The organism is Microbacterium sp. LWO14-1.2 (assembly GCF_038397715.1).
GTDB lineage: Bacteria > Actinomycetota > Actinomycetes > Actinomycetales > Microbacteriaceae > Microbacterium.
In genome coordinates, this window is record NZ_CP151633.1 from 1,600,930 (window position 1) to 1,613,976 (window position 13,047).

The window sequence follows — 13,047 nt, forward strand, 5'->3', positions numbered from 1 at the left end:
CCGATATACGCCGAGACCGCGATTCAGCGCAGGAGAGACGCGCCCTCCGGAGCGACCGACGCCGACGCCGACGCCACGGCCGCCTTCGCGTCGTCGAGGTCGGAGAAGATCCCGATCACGTCGGACCGAGGCCCCGACGCTTCGAACCCCCGACCGGGGACGACCGTGATCGACCCGAGGTACTGCAGCCCGTCATTGCCGACATGGAAGCCGGGCTCGACCTCCACCCACAGCCCGCGGGGCGTGGCGACTGCACGAGTGCGTGCTCCTGCCGCGGCGCGTGCCGCGACTCCGATGCGCTTCGACATCGTCAGGCGCTCATGGCGTGGAGCTGCGGAGCAGCCGCCACGTCTGCGAACTCGGCACGGGTGAGGTCGAGGCCTCCCGAGGAGTTCGCGGCGTTCATCATCTTGACGAGGAGCGCCCGGTCGATGGGCGTCTCCTCCTCCATCACGAAGCGCAGCGGGATCGCCGCCTGCACCCACAGCGTCTCGACGCCTCCCGGCGTGTGCAGCGTGAGGGCGAACGATTCGTTGCGCCGAAGCTTGGTGAGCGTGACGGCTCGGACGTGCGTCAGAGTCTCGTCCTCGACGTCGATCGGCAGTGTCGAGTTCCCGTAGGTGAGGTGTCCCATCGTGTCTCCCATCCCGTGGTTCCTTCAACATTTAGATTACTAGGTTACCTAGCTAAATGCCAGCCAAGGGAAATACTGGTTCACGAAAGGTCGCTGATCTCCTCCGTCAGACGGCGCAGGAAGCGCGCGACGACGTCGCTCTGCTCGGGCGTGAACTCGCTCGCGATGTCTTCGATGCGCTGCGTGAGATCGTCGACGGGGGAGTTCAGATCGCGCAGCGACGGCCGCAGCACCTTCGACCGCGCGTCGACGGGGTGCGGTGCCACGACGATCTGACCGCGCTCCTGCAGGCGACGGAGCACGCTGGTCACCGCCGCCGTGCTGACGTTGAGGTGCGCGGCGAGGTCGCCGGGCGTCGCGGGGGAGTCGGCCGGGGCCTCCGCGATGAATCGCATGGCCTCACGGTCGGTGTCATTCGGTGCGCGGCGAGACGAGAGCCTGCGAGCGAGCTGCGACTCGGCACGACGGAGGTCGTCGACACGCTCCACCAGCTCGCGCGTCGTCACCTGCGTCGCATCCTTGATCTCGGCCATTCCGTCACCCCCTGACTGAACCATTCTACAAGAGAACCACGTAAGCAGGCAGACTAGTGATATGCAATGCACTGCGCTTCGCGAACGGGTGAGAGGATGGAGTCCTGTCGGAAAGGACGCCATGGGAGAGCGATTCACGCCCGAAGAGGCGGGGTACATCCTGTACTCCGACGTCATTGAGCGCCTGCGCGAGCGCTTCCCGACGGTCCCCGACTGGCGGCTCGAGCAGATCGTCGCCGCCGAGAACGAGGCGATCACCGGAGGGATGCTGAGCATCGTGCCCGCGGAGGTCGAATTCGGAGCGGTCGAGATGCTCACGCGCGAGCAGGATCGCATGAGCGACGACGACGAGGTGGCCTGATGTCTCAGTCTCCCGAGGAATTCACGCGGTCGGGCTACTGGTACCCCGACGCCGATTCGGCGAGCACGGTCGACGTGCTGAACCTGCTGCGTCGCTACCGTTCGGCCGAGACCGCGATGCGTGCCCGTACCCGCGCCTCGATGAAGATGAACGAGACCGATCTCGTCGCACTGCGCTTCCTGCTGCGCGAGCAGCGCGCCGGCCGCATCGTGCGCCCGATCGACATCGCCCGCATGCTCGACATCTCCACGGCATCCACCACCACCCTCATCGACCGCCTCGAGAAGGGCGGTCACGTGCGCCGTGAAGCGCACCCGACCGACCGCCGCGCGGGCGTCGTGGTGCCGACCGTGAGCAGCGACGACGAGGTGCGCGAGACGCTCGGCGCCATGCACCGCCGCATGCTCGCCCTCGTCGACGAGATGAGCGACAAGGAGCGCGCCGTCGTGACGCGCTTCCTCGCCGGCATGACCTCGGCGATCGAAGAGGCCTCCGACCTCGATCAGGAGCTGCGCGACGTCATCCGCTCGCACGAGGAATCCGAGTCCTCGGGCGAATAGCCCTGAGGCTCAGGCCCGCTCGCCGGTCTCGACCCGCCCGCCCGCCTCGTCTCGCGCGCCCGCCTCGTCCGGCGCGCCCGCCTCGACCCGCTCCGGGAACAGCTCGTCGAGATCGAGGTCGGGGTTCTCGTCCTGCGTCTCGACGAGCTCGACGGCCTCCTCGATCGTCTGCACGCTCGGCATCGCCCCGGGGAGCGGTCGGCGCGCCGATTCCTTCAGCACGATCACCGCGATGAATCCGGCGATCGAGGTGCCGATCACGTAGAAGGCCGGCGCCAGCGACGACCCGGTCCACTGCACGAGCGCCTCCATCACGACCGGCGCGGTGCCGGCGAACAGCGCCACGGCGAGGTTGTACGAGATGCCCATGCCGCCGTACCGCGACGAGGTCGGGAAGAGCGCGGGCAGCGATGACGCGAGGTTGGCGACGTAAAACGTCACGGGGAAGGCGAGCAGCACGAGGCCGAGCACAGTCGACCAGATCTCGCCGTGCATCATGAACAGGAAGGCGGGCACGGCGAACACGATCGCTGAGACCGACCCGATGAACAGCACCTTCCGGCGACCGATGCGGTCGGAGAGCCGACCGGTCAACGGGATGCAGAGGGCCATCGCCACGAGCACGGGCAGCGTCAGCAGGGTGCCGTGCACGGGGTCGTACCCGAGGGTGCCGGTCAGATACGTGGGCATGTACGAGGTGAGGGCATAGCCGACGGTGTTGGCGGCGGCGACGAGCACGAACGCCGTCAGCAGCTCGCGCCAGTAGGAGCGGATGAGCGCGAACACGCCCTTCGGGGCGTCGGCGGACGCCTGCGCCTCATCGGCCGCGCGCTTCGCGGAGTCCTGCGCCTCCTGGAAGGCCGGGGTGTCCTCGATCTTGAGCCGGAAGTAGATGGCGACGGCGCCGAGAGGCAGGGCGACGAGGAACGGGATGCGCCAGGCGAAGCCCTGCATGACGTCATCCGAGAGCGTGAGCTGCAGGATCGACACGAACGCGGCACCGACGGCGAAGCCCATGTACGACCCCAGGTCGAGCAGCGAGGCGTAGAAGCCCCGGCGCTTGTCCGGCGCGTACTCGGTGATGAAGGTCGTGGCGCCGGCGTACTCGCCGCCGGTCGAGAATCCCTGCGCGAGCTTGAGCACGATGAGCAGGATCGGCGCCCAGACGCCGATCACGGAGTAGTCGGGCAGCACGCCGATGAGGAAGGTCGCCGCGGCCATCATGATGAGGGTGAAGGCCAGGATGCGCTGACGCCCGAGGCGGTCGCCGAGCTGTCCGAGCACGATGCCGCCGAGCGGACGCGCGACGAATGTCACGGCGAAGACGCCGAGCGAGAACAGGGCCTGAGCGCCTTCCGAGGCGTCGGGCAGGAACGCCCGGCCGATGATCACGGCCAGGTACCCGTACACGCCGATGTCGTACCACTCCATGAGGTTGCCGACGACGGTGCCGGCCACCGCGCGGCGGAGCATCGGTCGATCGACGACCGTGACGTCGTCGACCGTGAGACGGCGCGGCTCGTCGTCTTTGACGAGACCCAGTCGACGGCCCAGCCGTCGCCAGAGGGACTCGCTCTTGAGTGATTCGGACATGATGTTCTCCCTGCTCCCCCGGTTCGCGCGCCGGATGCACGCGGAAACGCACGACGGGGAGGCGGCACCGCCGCCTCCCCGCGTGACGTGAACGCCTCAGTTCTTGAAGGCGTCCTTGACGTTCTCGCCGGCCTTCTTGGCGTCGGCCTTGACCTGGTCGGCCTTGCCCTCGGCCTCGAGCTTCTCGTTGTCGGTCACCTTGCCGACGGTCTCCTTCGCCTTGCCGGCGATGTCCTGAGCGGCGTTCTTGATCTTGTCATCGAGTCCCATGAGGGCTTCCCTTCTCTCTTCCAACGGTGGTCTGCGGTCTGCGGCTCACGCCTGCAGGAGCTGTGTGACGATCACGGTCATCAGCGGCACGGATGCGGCGGCGACGAGCACCATGAGCCCTGCCGCTCCGAGGATCTCGCGACCCGGTCGAGCGGAGACGAGGGACGCGCGATCGATCCCGATCACGCGTCCCACGGCCTCGCTGGCGGGGAGCGGCGCGAGGCTGGCCGCATCCGAGAGCGTCGACGTCGCGTCATGTGGGGCCTGATCGACGCGAACGGGGGAATTCGCTGCTCCGGACATATCCATCACCTACCTTCGATGGCAGGTTACTAGATGAACTAGTGATTCGGAAGCCTAGTGAAAATTCCGGTGTCTCGGCATACCCTCGGGAGCATGACGGAGCTCACCCAGCCCACCGGCCACGAAGACGCGCTGCGCGCAGTCCCCCGCGACGACGGATCGATGCCCCGAGCTCTCGTCCTCGGCGCCACCGGATACATCGGCGGGCGCCTCACCCCGCGGCTCCTCAACGCCGGCTACCGCGTGCGCGTGCTGGCGCGCGACGCGGCGCGCGCGGCATCCTTCCCCTGGGGTTCCGACGCCGAGATCGTCGAAGGATCCGCCGACGACGAGGATGCCGTCGCCGAGGCCATGCGCGACGTCGACGTCGTCTACTACCTGATCCACTCGATGTCGGCGGGCAAGGGCTTCGAGGAGAGCGACGAGCAGGCAGCCCAGACGGTGGCGGATGCCGCGGCGGCCGCCGGCGCGCGACGCATCGTCTACCTCGGCGGACTCCACCCCGACGACGTGAAGCTCTCGGCGCACCTGCGATCCCGCGTGCACGTCGGCGAGATCTTCCTGAAGTCGGGGGTCCCGACGCTGGTGCTGCAGGCGGGCGTCGTCATCGGCTCCGGTTCGGCCTCGTTCGAGATGATCCGCCACCTCACCGAGGTGCTGCCGTACATGCCGGCGCCGAAGTGGGTGCGCAACCGCATCCAGCCGATCTCCGTGCGCGACGTGCTGCACTATCTGCTGGGCGCCGCCCGCGTCGACGACAGCGTGAACCGCGCCGTCGACATCGGCGGACCCGACGTGCTGCGCTACGGCCAGATGATGAACGGCTATGCGGTCGAAGCCGGTCTCCCCCAGCGGGCGATCGCCGCTCTGCCCGTGCTGACCCCTGGCCTCGCCTCGCACTGGGTGAACCTCGTGACGCCCGTGCCGCGCTCGATCGCACGACCGCTCGTCGCGTCGCTGCAGAACGAGTGCATCGTCAAAGACCGCGCCGTGGACGACCTCATCCCCCGGCCCGACGGCGGGCTCACGCCGTACCGCCAGTCGGTGCGCCTCGCACTCGGGCGAGTGAACGCGGACGCGATCGAGACGAGCTGGCAGGACTCCGAGGTCTCGGGCGCGCCGAGCGACCCGCTGCCGAGCGACCCCGAATGGGCCGGGCGCATGGTCTTCACGGATGCGCGGTCGCTGCGCACCACCGCCTCGGTCGAGGGGCTCTGGCGCGTCATCATCGGCATCGGCGGGGAGAACGGCTGGTACTCGTCACCGTTCCTCTGGGCCGTGCGCGGATGGATGGACCGCCTCGTCGGCGGCGTCGGTCTGCGCAGGGGCCGCCGCAACAAGGCCGCGGCGCGGGTGGGCGACGCGATCGACTTCTGGCGCGTCGAGGCCGTCGAGGAACCGGGGCGCGACACCGAGGCGTCCGACGCGAGCGGCGGACTGCTGCGCCTGCGCGCCGAGATGAAGGTGCCCGGCGAGGCGTGGCTCGAGCTGCGCGCACTCCCCGACGGCAAGGGCGCCCGCTACGAGCAGCGTGCCGTGTTCTTCCCCCGAGGACTCGCCGGACGGCTGTACTGGTTCGCCGTGCTGCCCTTCCACGGTTTCATCTTCGCCGGGATGGCGGCCCGCATCACGGCTGCCGCGGAGAAGCCGGTCGAGACCGTCGCGCCCGGTCGCTGACGCGCGAAGGGCGGGTCAGCGCTCGGTCGGGGCGGTACCGCCTGCCTCGTCGACCGACTCGGCCGTGTCCTCGGCGAGCGCCGCGGGCGGGTCCGTCGGGGCAGGGGATGCCGCGGCATCCACCCCCGCATCCGTGTCCGCCTCCGGGATGATGTCGATCGCCTCGGTGGCCGTCGCGTAGACCTCGGCGAGGCTGTCGTCGACCTCGGCCTCGTCGATCCAGGCGAGGTCGTCCTCCGAGTGGTCGTACTCGACCGGCACGAGCGCGAAGTCGTCGCCGTACTCCTCGAGTCCGGCCATGACGCTGTGCCGCACGGCCATGCGCGCGTAGCGCTCGCGCAGGATCATCGGGTCGCGACGCAGGTCCTTCATGAAGGCGACCATCATGAACGCCATGATCACCGCGAACGGCAGCGCGGCGATGATCGTCACGTTCTGCAGCGAGCGCAGACCGCTGCCCTCTTCGCCGCTGACGAGCAGCACGGCGGCGATGACTCCGACGAGCACACCCCACACGACCGCGACCCAGCGTGACGGGTCGGGGCGGCCCTGCTGCGACAGCGTGCCCATCACGAGAGACGCGGAATCGGCGCCGGTGATGAAGAAGATCGAGATCAGCAGGATCAGCAGGATGCTGGTGATCAGCGGGAACGGAAGGTTCTCGAGCACGCCGAACAGCACCTCCTCCGGCGGGTCGACCGTGAGGCCGGCACCGTCCATCTGCTGCTGGATCGCCGTGGTGCCGAAGATCGCGAACCAGACGAGCGAGATCACGGCCGGCACCACGATGACGACCGACACGAACTGGCGCAGCGTGCGTCCGCGCGAGATCTTCGCGATGAACATGCCGACGAACGGCGACCACGAGATCCACCACGCCCAGTAGAAGATCGTCCAGGTCGAGAGGAACATCTGCGTCTCGTCGCCCTGGGATGCCGAGCGCGCGATCATCTGCGGCAGGTCGCCGAGGAACTGCACGGCCACCGAGGGGATGACGTTGAGGATCAGCAGCGTCGGCCCGACGAAGAACACGAAGAACGCCAGCACGAGGGCGGCGACCGCGTTGATGTTCGACAGCGCGCGGATGCCCTTCGAGACGCCCGACACGGCCGACGCGATGAAGCAGGCGGTGAGCACCGCGATCGCCGCGATGAGGACGCCGTTGCCGAGCTCGCCGATGCCGCTGACGATCTCGACGCCGTGTCCGATCTGCAGCGCGCCGAGGCCGAGCGACGCGGCCGTGCCGAACAGGGTGACGATGATCGAGAAGATGTCGATGGTGCGGCCGAGCGGTCCGGTGGTGCGCCCCTCGCCGAGCAGCGGAGCGAAGATCGACGAGATCAGCGGGGTGCGGCCGCGGCGGAAAGCGCCGTAGGCGATCGCGCCGCCGACCAGCGCGTAGAACGCCCACGCCTGCGGACCCCAGTGGTACAGCACCTGGGCCTGGGCGGTGTGCATGGCCTCGAGCGTGTTCGCCTCGACCGTGCCCGGCGGCGGCGACTCGAAGAACGTCAGCGGCTCGGCGGCGCCCCAGAAGACCAGGCCGATGCCCATGCCCGCGGCGAAGAGCATCGAGATCCACGAGAACATCGAGAACTCGGGCTCCTCGTCGTCGCGACCGAGCGGGATGCGTCCGTACCGGCTGAAGCCGATGAACAGCATGAACACGAGGATGACGGTCGCGATCGTCGTGAAGAAGAATCCGAAGTACTCGACCACCCATGCGAGCACCGCCGACGTCGTGCCGGCGAGGTTGTCGCCCGCGAACACGCCCCACGCGATGAACGCGATGGTGAGGGATGCGGCGACGCCGAAGACCAGCGGATCGGTGCGGTACCTGCGTCCGGTCTCCTCGACCGAGACGCCGGGCACGAGGGCCGGGTGGACGCTGCGCGGCGGGACGGCGGCGATGTCGCGGACGATCTTGCCCGCCTGCATCCCGGCCTGCCGCAGGGCTCCGGTGGTGGTCTTCTGAACGTCGGTCCGCGAGGGGGGTGTCTCGTCAGGAGTGTCCATGACTCCCGATTCTCCCATGCCGGCATATCGGGGCCGGTTCGCGCCCATCGGTCGTCACCCCCGGTCGTTGAGCGAGGACGACGAAGTCGACCGAGACGAAACGCGGCGACCGCTCGCTCAAAGCCCCGCGAAGCGGGCTCAGCGCGAGCGGCGACCGAGGCCGGCGAAGACGGCGTGCAGCAGCGGGAGCCCCGACGCGCAGATGAGGGTGATGCCGAGGGGTTCGAGCGTCGGCACCAGCAGCGCCCCGCCGACGAGCATCGCCGCGAACAGCACACCCGACCCGATGCGCCGGGCGATGCCCTCGAGCCGGTCGAGACGGCGTTCGAGTCGCGACGTGTCGAACGTCACGGTTCCCGCGTCGACGCGGGAGATGATCGCGTCGATCCGCTTCGGCAGGCGGTAAGTGATCGCGGCGGTCTCCATCGCCTGGTCGGCCATGTCGCGCATGAGACCGCCGCTCTGCTCGCGCAGCAGGCGTCCGGCGTAGGGCTCTGCGGCATCCCACACGTTGAAGTCGGGGTCGAGGCTCGAGCACATGCCCGAGGTCAGCGACACGGCGCGGATGAGCAGCAGCATGTTCTTGGGCAGCTGCAGGGGCAGCGAGCGCACCATGTCGCCGAACTCGTTCGCGAAGTCCGTGAACTCGCGCGGATCGACCTTCGCGAGTTCGGCGAACCCCATGCCGCCGAAGCGGGCGAACAGCGCGGTGAGCGCGCGTTCCAGCTCGCCGGTGTCGGCCGAGGGCAGCAGCACGCCGATCTCCTGCGCGGCGGCGACGAGTCCGTGACTGTCGCGCGCGGTCACCGCGATGAGCAGGGTGCGCAGCCCGTCGCGCAGGTTGTCCGGCACCTCGGCCATCATCCCGAAGTCGATGAAGGTGAGCCGGAAACCGGTCGGCAAAGACGCGTCGGGGGTGACGAAGATGTTGCCGGGGTGCGGATCGGCGTGCACGAAGCTGTGCGTGAACACCTGGTCGAACATGACCTCGGCGAACGCGTCGGCGACGGCCGAGGGGTCGATGCCGGCCGCGCGCAGAGCTTCCGTGTCGTTGATCTTGATGGCCGTGACGTCGGAGAGAGTGAGCACCCGTCGGGTCGAGCGCTCCCAGACGATCTCGGGGGCGTCGATGCGCGGATCGTCGGCGAAGTTCTCCCGGAAGCGCTCGGCGCTGCGGGCCTCGTGCAGGTAGTCGATCTCCTCGAAGCTCGTCGCGGCGAACTCCTCGACGAGGGCGGGCGCGTCGACGCGGTCCGACACGAACCGCACGCGCATCGCCCAGCGCGAGACGCGGCGCAGGGCGGCGAGGTCGACCGCGACGATCCCGTCGATGCCCGGCCGCTGCACCTTGACGACGACGTCGCGGAGGCCCGTGTCTGCGGCATTCTGGTCGGACAGCCGAGCGCGATGCGCCTGGCCGAGGGATGCCGCGGCGACCGGCGTCTCGTCGAACCAGGCGAACACGCGGGTCAGCGGGGCGCCGAGTTCGGCTTCCGCGACGCGGCGGATGTCGGGGAAGGGGACGGCCGGCACCTCGTCCTGCAGCCCCTCGAGCTCCTTGGTGATCTCGGGCGGCAGCACGTCGAGGCGCGACGACATGAACTGCCCGACCTTGATCATCAGACCGCCGAGGTCGATCGCGAGGCTGTGGAACCGCCGCGCGAAGCGCTGCATGCGCGACCCGCGGGTCCGCTCGGCGATGCCGGCGAGTCCGAACCGTGGGAGCACGAGTTCGAACCACCAGATCGCGATGAACTCGCGGGCCGCGAACGACACGATGCGGCGGTAGCGGGCGCGGTGGGCGCCCTGCGCCGCGGCATCCGTCATCGATGGTTCCCGTTCGTTCGCGTTCAGTCCTGAGCGAGGATCGTGTACAGCCTACGGCGGGCCTCGTCGAGCACGTCGATGGCCTGCTGCACCTGTTCGGGACTGCCGCTGCGTCCGACCTGGGCGGCGGCGGCCGCGAGGTCGACACCGGCCTTCGGCAGCGCGGAGAAGCGCGGGTCGTTGCGGTGGCCGTCCTTGGTGGAGCTGGACTCCCACGGCGCGGGCGTCTCGGTCGACTCGGAGGCGACGGCGCGACCGGCTTCGGTGAGCGAGTAGGTCTTGCGACCGTTCTGCTCCTCGGCCTCGATCAGGCCCTCGTCGGCGAGCAGCTGCAACGTCGGGTACACCGATCCTGCGCTGGGCTTCCACGATCCGCCGCTGCGCTCGGCGATCTCGCTGATGATCTGGTAGCCGTGCATGGGGCGCTCGGCGAGGAGCGAGAGCACGGCGGTGCGGACGTCGCCGCGGGCCATGCGCGTCCCACCGCTGGGGCGCTGCTGGTCGAACGACTTGCGCAGCTGGTCGAGCGCGTCGAAGAGCGCGCCGGCCGGACCGTTGGGGCCGCCGAAGCCGCCGGATCCGAAGATGCCGCCGAGCGGGTTGTCGCCGCCGGTGGAGCCGGTGCCGAAGGGGAATGCGTTGTTCATGATGACCTCCCAGTGCTGTTGGTGGAGCCGGTGAGCGATACTCAACGATATATCGTTAAGTCTGGGCATGGGGTGGGAGTTTCGCCCGAGACTGCACGTCGGCAGACGCATCGCAACCCCCGTGCGCATCCATAGCCGACACTGATTGACTGCTTCACGATGTCGACAGTGTCCGAAGATCCCCAGTCCCCTCCCGCCGAGTCGTCCGCTCCCGAGTCGGTGCGCGTGAGCGTGGTCGTGCCCGTGTTCAATCCGAACGAGGCGTTCGACCAGCTCATCTCCTCCCTCGACCGGCAGACCCTCGACCGCACGCAGTTCGAGGTGCTGCTCTGCGACGACGGATCCGACGGGAAGACCAGGGAGCGGCTGGCGGAGGTCGAGAGCACGCGGCCGTACGTGCGTGTGCTGTACCTGCCGCACTCCGGGTGGCCCGGCACTCCGCGCAACGAGGGCGTCGCCGCCGCGCGCGGCCGCTACGTGCAGTTCGTCGATCAGGACGACTGGCTGTTCGAGTCGGCGCTGGAGGCGCTGTGCGACTACGCCGACGAGCACGGCTCCGACGTCATCGTGGGTAAGGAGGTCGGAATCGGCCGACCTCTGCCCCGCCGCATCTACCGCCGCGACGTACCGAACGCGCAGCTCGGCGAAGACCCGCTGCTCGAGATGCTGACGCCGCACAAGATGTTCCGCACCGCGTTCCTGCGCGAGAAGGGCGTGCGGTTCCCCGACGGCAAGGTGCGCCTCGAGGACCACCTCTTCGTGATGCGCGCGTACTTCGAGGCACGGACGATCTCGATCCTCGGCAGCGTCCCCTGCTACGCCTGGGTGAAGCGGTCGGGGAGTGCGAGCTCGGCGCGCATCGACCCGGAGTCGTACTTCCCGCACCTCGAGGCGGTGCTCGATCTCGTCGAGCAGTACACCGAACCCGGCCGGTTGAGGGATCGCCTGCTGCGGCACTGGTTCCGCGGCAAGATCCTCAAGCGGGTGTCGGGCAAGCGCATGGTCGCCTACCCGGCCGAGTACCGCGACCGTCTGCTCGACGCCGTGATCCCCATCGTGCAGCGCCGGTTCGGGCCGGGCGTCGACGCCGGGCTCGCGTTCCCCCAGCGGATCAGGGCCGCACTGCTGCGCGCCGACCGCCGCGCCGATCTCGTGACGTTCGCGCGCTTCGAGAAGGAGATGGACTGCCGGGTCACCGTCACCTCGGCATCCTGGTCGCGCGGCGGCGGACTGAGACTCGCCCTGCGCGTCGCCATCACGCGCGACGGGCGGGAGGCGCTGACCTTCGACGACGGCGCGCTGACGTCGCTGCCCGTGGCGTTCGACGGACTCCCCACCGGACTCCTCAACGCAGGGCGGGAGCTGCAGAACGACCGCATCGAGCTCGTCGTCCCGGGCGAGGGCGACTCGGTCAGGCACGTGACGAGCGCGTCGTTGCGCAAACGGTCGACCACGACCGTCGCGATCGACCCGCTGCGTGTCTTCGGCCCCGACGACGAGTCGCGAGAGGCGCGGATCATCGCGAAGGTCCGCCGCGCCGGATGGACCTTCGACGTGCCCCTGACAGCGGATGCTGCGACGCTTGCCGGCGCCGGACGCTCACCGCTCCTCGCCGGACGCACCTGCACGCCCGTCGCGACGAGCGGCGGTGCGGTCGAGCTGCGCCGCGTCTGGCCAGGCGGACGCCTCAAGGACGTGGCCGGTCGGGCGGTGCGCAGGATCCGGAGCGGCCTGCGGAAGCGCTGACGCGCGGCATCCGTCTTCCGAGTCAGCGGGCGCGCGTCAGCGGGCGAGCGTCAGCGGGCGCGCGTCAGCACCTCCGCGCCGTCGTCCGTGATGGCGATCGTGTGCTCGGTGTGGGCGGTACGGCATCCGGTCGCGCTGCGGAGGGTCCAGCCGTCGGCGTCGGTGACGAGCTCGGCGGTGTCGGCCATGACCCAGGGCTCCAGTGCGAGCAGCAGTCCGGGACGCAGTCGGTACCCGCGACCGGGGCGTCCGTCGTTCGCGACATGGGGATCCTGGTGCATGGTCGATCCGATGCCGTGCCCGCCGAATTCGAGGTTGATCTCATATCCGGACTCGCTCAGCACGGTGCCGATCGCGTGCGACAGGTCGCCGACGCGCGCGTCGGGCCCGGCGGCGGCGATCCCGGCGGCGAGGGCGCGCTCGGTCGCGTCGATGAGGGCCAGATCGGCGGATGCCGCGTGCTCGCCGACCACGAAGCTGATCGCCGCGTCGGCCGCGACGCCGTGGAGCTTCACGGCGAGGTCGAGCGTGAGCAGGTCGCCGTCGGCGAGCACGCGATCGTGCGGCATGCCGTGCAGCACGGCGTCGTTCACCGCGGTGCAGACGTAGTGGCCGAAGGGTCCGCGGCCGAACGACGGGGCGTAGTCGACATAGCAGGACTCGGCTCCGGCATCCTCGATCAGCTCTCTGGTCCACCGGTCGAGGTCGAGCAGGTTCACGCCGACCGCGGTGCGCTGCTTCAGCGTCTGCAGGATGCCGCCGACGAGAGCCCCGGTGTCTCGTGCCCGCTCGAGCTGGTCGTGGTTGAGGATCTCGATCATGTGCTGCGCCGCCCATCGTTGCGATAACTATCCCGGTAATACTATCCCGGTATTAGAAT

Annotated in this window: 14 protein-coding genes; 4 read left to right on the forward strand and 10 right to left on the reverse strand. The window is 69.2% G+C overall.

The genetic code is table 11. From position 1 onward, the window contains the following. Positions 1 to 23: 23 nt before the first annotated feature. From MRBLWO14_RS07685 to MRBLWO14_RS07695, 3 genes are all read right to left on the reverse strand, one after another. The gene (locus MRBLWO14_RS07685; RefSeq protein WP_341935865.1) at positions 24 to 308 is read right to left on the reverse strand and encodes a hypothetical protein; all 285 of its coding nucleotides are present in this window, start codon (positions 306 to 308) and stop codon (positions 24 to 26) included. 2 nt (positions 309 to 310) lie between these two features. Then, positions 311 to 646, reverse strand: a complete 336-nt coding sequence (locus tag MRBLWO14_RS07690) for a hypothetical protein (protein ID WP_341935866.1) — start codon at positions 644 to 646, stop codon at positions 311 to 313. Between the two features lie 68 nt (positions 647 to 714). Next, positions 715 to 1,167, reverse strand: a complete 453-nt coding sequence (locus MRBLWO14_RS07695) for a MarR family transcriptional regulator (protein WP_341935867.1) — start codon at positions 1,165 to 1,167, stop codon at positions 715 to 717. A 121-nt stretch (positions 1,168 to 1,288) separates the two neighbouring features. Here MRBLWO14_RS07695 and MRBLWO14_RS07700 point away from each other — a divergent pair, with 121 nt between their 5' ends. After that, a complete protein-coding gene (locus MRBLWO14_RS07700) occupies positions 1,289 to 1,528 on the forward strand; it encodes a hypothetical protein (protein ID WP_341935868.1) in 240 nt (79 codons plus the stop codon). Beyond that, positions 1,528 to 2,088: a MarR family transcriptional regulator gene (locus tag MRBLWO14_RS07705; RefSeq protein ID WP_341935869.1), complete on the forward strand. Its 561-nt coding sequence runs from the start codon at positions 1,528 to 1,530 to the stop codon at positions 2,086 to 2,088. Before MRBLWO14_RS07700 ends, MRBLWO14_RS07705 begins: the two co-directional genes overlap by 1 nt. Before the next feature lie 9 nt (positions 2,089 to 2,097). Here MRBLWO14_RS07705 and MRBLWO14_RS07710 read toward each other — a convergent pair whose 3' ends face one another. From MRBLWO14_RS07710 to MRBLWO14_RS07720, 3 genes are all read right to left on the reverse strand, one after another. Beyond that, positions 2,098 to 3,681 (reverse strand): MFS transporter, encoded by a 1,584-nt coding sequence (locus MRBLWO14_RS07710; protein ID WP_341935870.1) that lies wholly within the window; start codon positions 3,679 to 3,681, stop codon positions 2,098 to 2,100. A 96-nt stretch (positions 3,682 to 3,777) separates the two neighbouring features. Further along, a complete protein-coding gene (locus MRBLWO14_RS07715; RefSeq protein WP_341935871.1) occupies positions 3,778 to 3,951 on the reverse strand; it encodes a CsbD family protein in 174 nt (57 codons plus the stop codon). 45 nt (positions 3,952 to 3,996) lie between these two features. Then, complete coding sequence (locus MRBLWO14_RS07720; protein ID WP_341935872.1) at positions 3,997 to 4,254, reverse strand: hypothetical protein; 258 nt, start codon at positions 4,252 to 4,254, stop codon at positions 3,997 to 3,999. Between the two features lie 93 nt (positions 4,255 to 4,347). Between MRBLWO14_RS07720 and MRBLWO14_RS07725 the strand changes: the two genes are divergently transcribed. Further along, positions 4,348 to 5,931 (forward strand): SDR family oxidoreductase, encoded by a 1,584-nt coding sequence (locus MRBLWO14_RS07725; protein ID WP_341935873.1) that lies wholly within the window; start codon positions 4,348 to 4,350, stop codon positions 5,929 to 5,931. 15 nt (positions 5,932 to 5,946) lie between these two features. On the opposite strand, the gene MRBLWO14_RS07730 is transcribed toward MRBLWO14_RS07725, so the two are convergent. The 3 genes from MRBLWO14_RS07730 to MRBLWO14_RS07740 all read right to left on the reverse strand — a co-directional run bounded on the left by MRBLWO14_RS07730 (position 5,947) and on the right by MRBLWO14_RS07740 (position 10,421). Next, positions 5,947 to 7,947 carry a BCCT family transporter gene (locus tag MRBLWO14_RS07730; RefSeq protein ID WP_341935874.1) on the reverse strand — a complete coding sequence of 667 codons (2,001 nt, stop codon included), beginning with the start codon at positions 7,945 to 7,947 and terminating at the stop codon, positions 5,947 to 5,949. A 138-nt stretch (positions 7,948 to 8,085) separates the two neighbouring features. After that, entirely contained in the window at positions 8,086 to 9,774 is a 1,689-nt protein-coding gene (locus tag MRBLWO14_RS07735; RefSeq protein WP_341935875.1) for an AarF/UbiB family protein, read from the reverse strand. Between the two features lie 23 nt (positions 9,775 to 9,797). Continuing rightward, positions 9,798 to 10,421, reverse strand: coding sequence for a helix-turn-helix transcriptional regulator (locus MRBLWO14_RS07740; protein WP_341935876.1), 624 nt, complete (start codon positions 10,419 to 10,421; stop codon positions 9,798 to 9,800). 168 nt (positions 10,422 to 10,589) lie between these two features. On the opposite strand from MRBLWO14_RS07740, the gene MRBLWO14_RS07745 reads away from it, so the two are divergent. Then, entirely contained in the window at positions 10,590 to 12,167 is a 1,578-nt protein-coding gene (locus MRBLWO14_RS07745) for a glycosyltransferase family A protein (RefSeq protein WP_341935877.1), read from the forward strand. Between the two features lie 50 nt (positions 12,168 to 12,217). Here MRBLWO14_RS07745 and map read toward each other — a convergent pair whose 3' ends face one another. Further along, the gene (gene map, locus MRBLWO14_RS07750) at positions 12,218 to 12,988 is read right to left on the reverse strand and encodes a type I methionyl aminopeptidase (protein ID WP_341935878.1); all 771 of its coding nucleotides are present in this window, start codon (positions 12,986 to 12,988) and stop codon (positions 12,218 to 12,220) included. Positions 12,989 to 13,047: the final 59 nt, after the last annotated feature.

Coding starts and splice junctions, on each gene's coding strand:
- MRBLWO14_RS07685 (WP_341935865.1), bottom strand. CDS start 308: ATGTCGAAGCGCATCGGAGTCGCGGCACGCGCCGCGGCAGGAGCACGC.
- MRBLWO14_RS07690 (WP_341935866.1), bottom strand. CDS start 646: ATGGGAGACACGATGGGACACCTCACCTACGGGAACTCGACACTGCCG.
- MRBLWO14_RS07695 (WP_341935867.1), bottom strand. CDS start 1,167: ATGGCCGAGATCAAGGATGCGACGCAGGTGACGACGCGCGAGCTGGTG.
- MRBLWO14_RS07700 (WP_341935868.1), top strand. CDS start 1,289: ATGGGAGAGCGATTCACGCCCGAAGAGGCGGGGTACATCCTGTACTCC.
- MRBLWO14_RS07705 (WP_341935869.1), top strand. CDS start 1,528: ATGTCTCAGTCTCCCGAGGAATTCACGCGGTCGGGCTACTGGTACCCC.
- MRBLWO14_RS07710 (WP_341935870.1), bottom strand. CDS start 3,681: ATGTCCGAATCACTCAAGAGCGAGTCCCTCTGGCGACGGCTGGGCCGT.
- MRBLWO14_RS07715 (WP_341935871.1), bottom strand. CDS start 3,951: ATGGGACTCGATGACAAGATCAAGAACGCCGCTCAGGACATCGCCGGC.
- MRBLWO14_RS07720 (WP_341935872.1), bottom strand. CDS start 4,254: ATGTCCGGAGCAGCGAATTCCCCCGTTCGCGTCGATCAGGCCCCACAT.
- MRBLWO14_RS07725 (WP_341935873.1), top strand. CDS start 4,348: ATGACGGAGCTCACCCAGCCCACCGGCCACGAAGACGCGCTGCGCGCA.
- MRBLWO14_RS07730 (WP_341935874.1), bottom strand. CDS start 7,947: ATGGACACTCCTGACGAGACACCCCCCTCGCGGACCGACGTTCAGAAG.
- MRBLWO14_RS07735 (WP_341935875.1), bottom strand. CDS start 9,774: ATGACGGATGCCGCGGCGCAGGGCGCCCACCGCGCCCGCTACCGCCGC.
- MRBLWO14_RS07740 (WP_341935876.1), bottom strand. CDS start 10,421: ATGAACAACGCATTCCCCTTCGGCACCGGCTCCACCGGCGGCGACAAC.
- map (WP_341935878.1), bottom strand. CDS start 12,988: ATGATCGAGATCCTCAACCACGACCAGCTCGAGCGGGCACGAGACACC.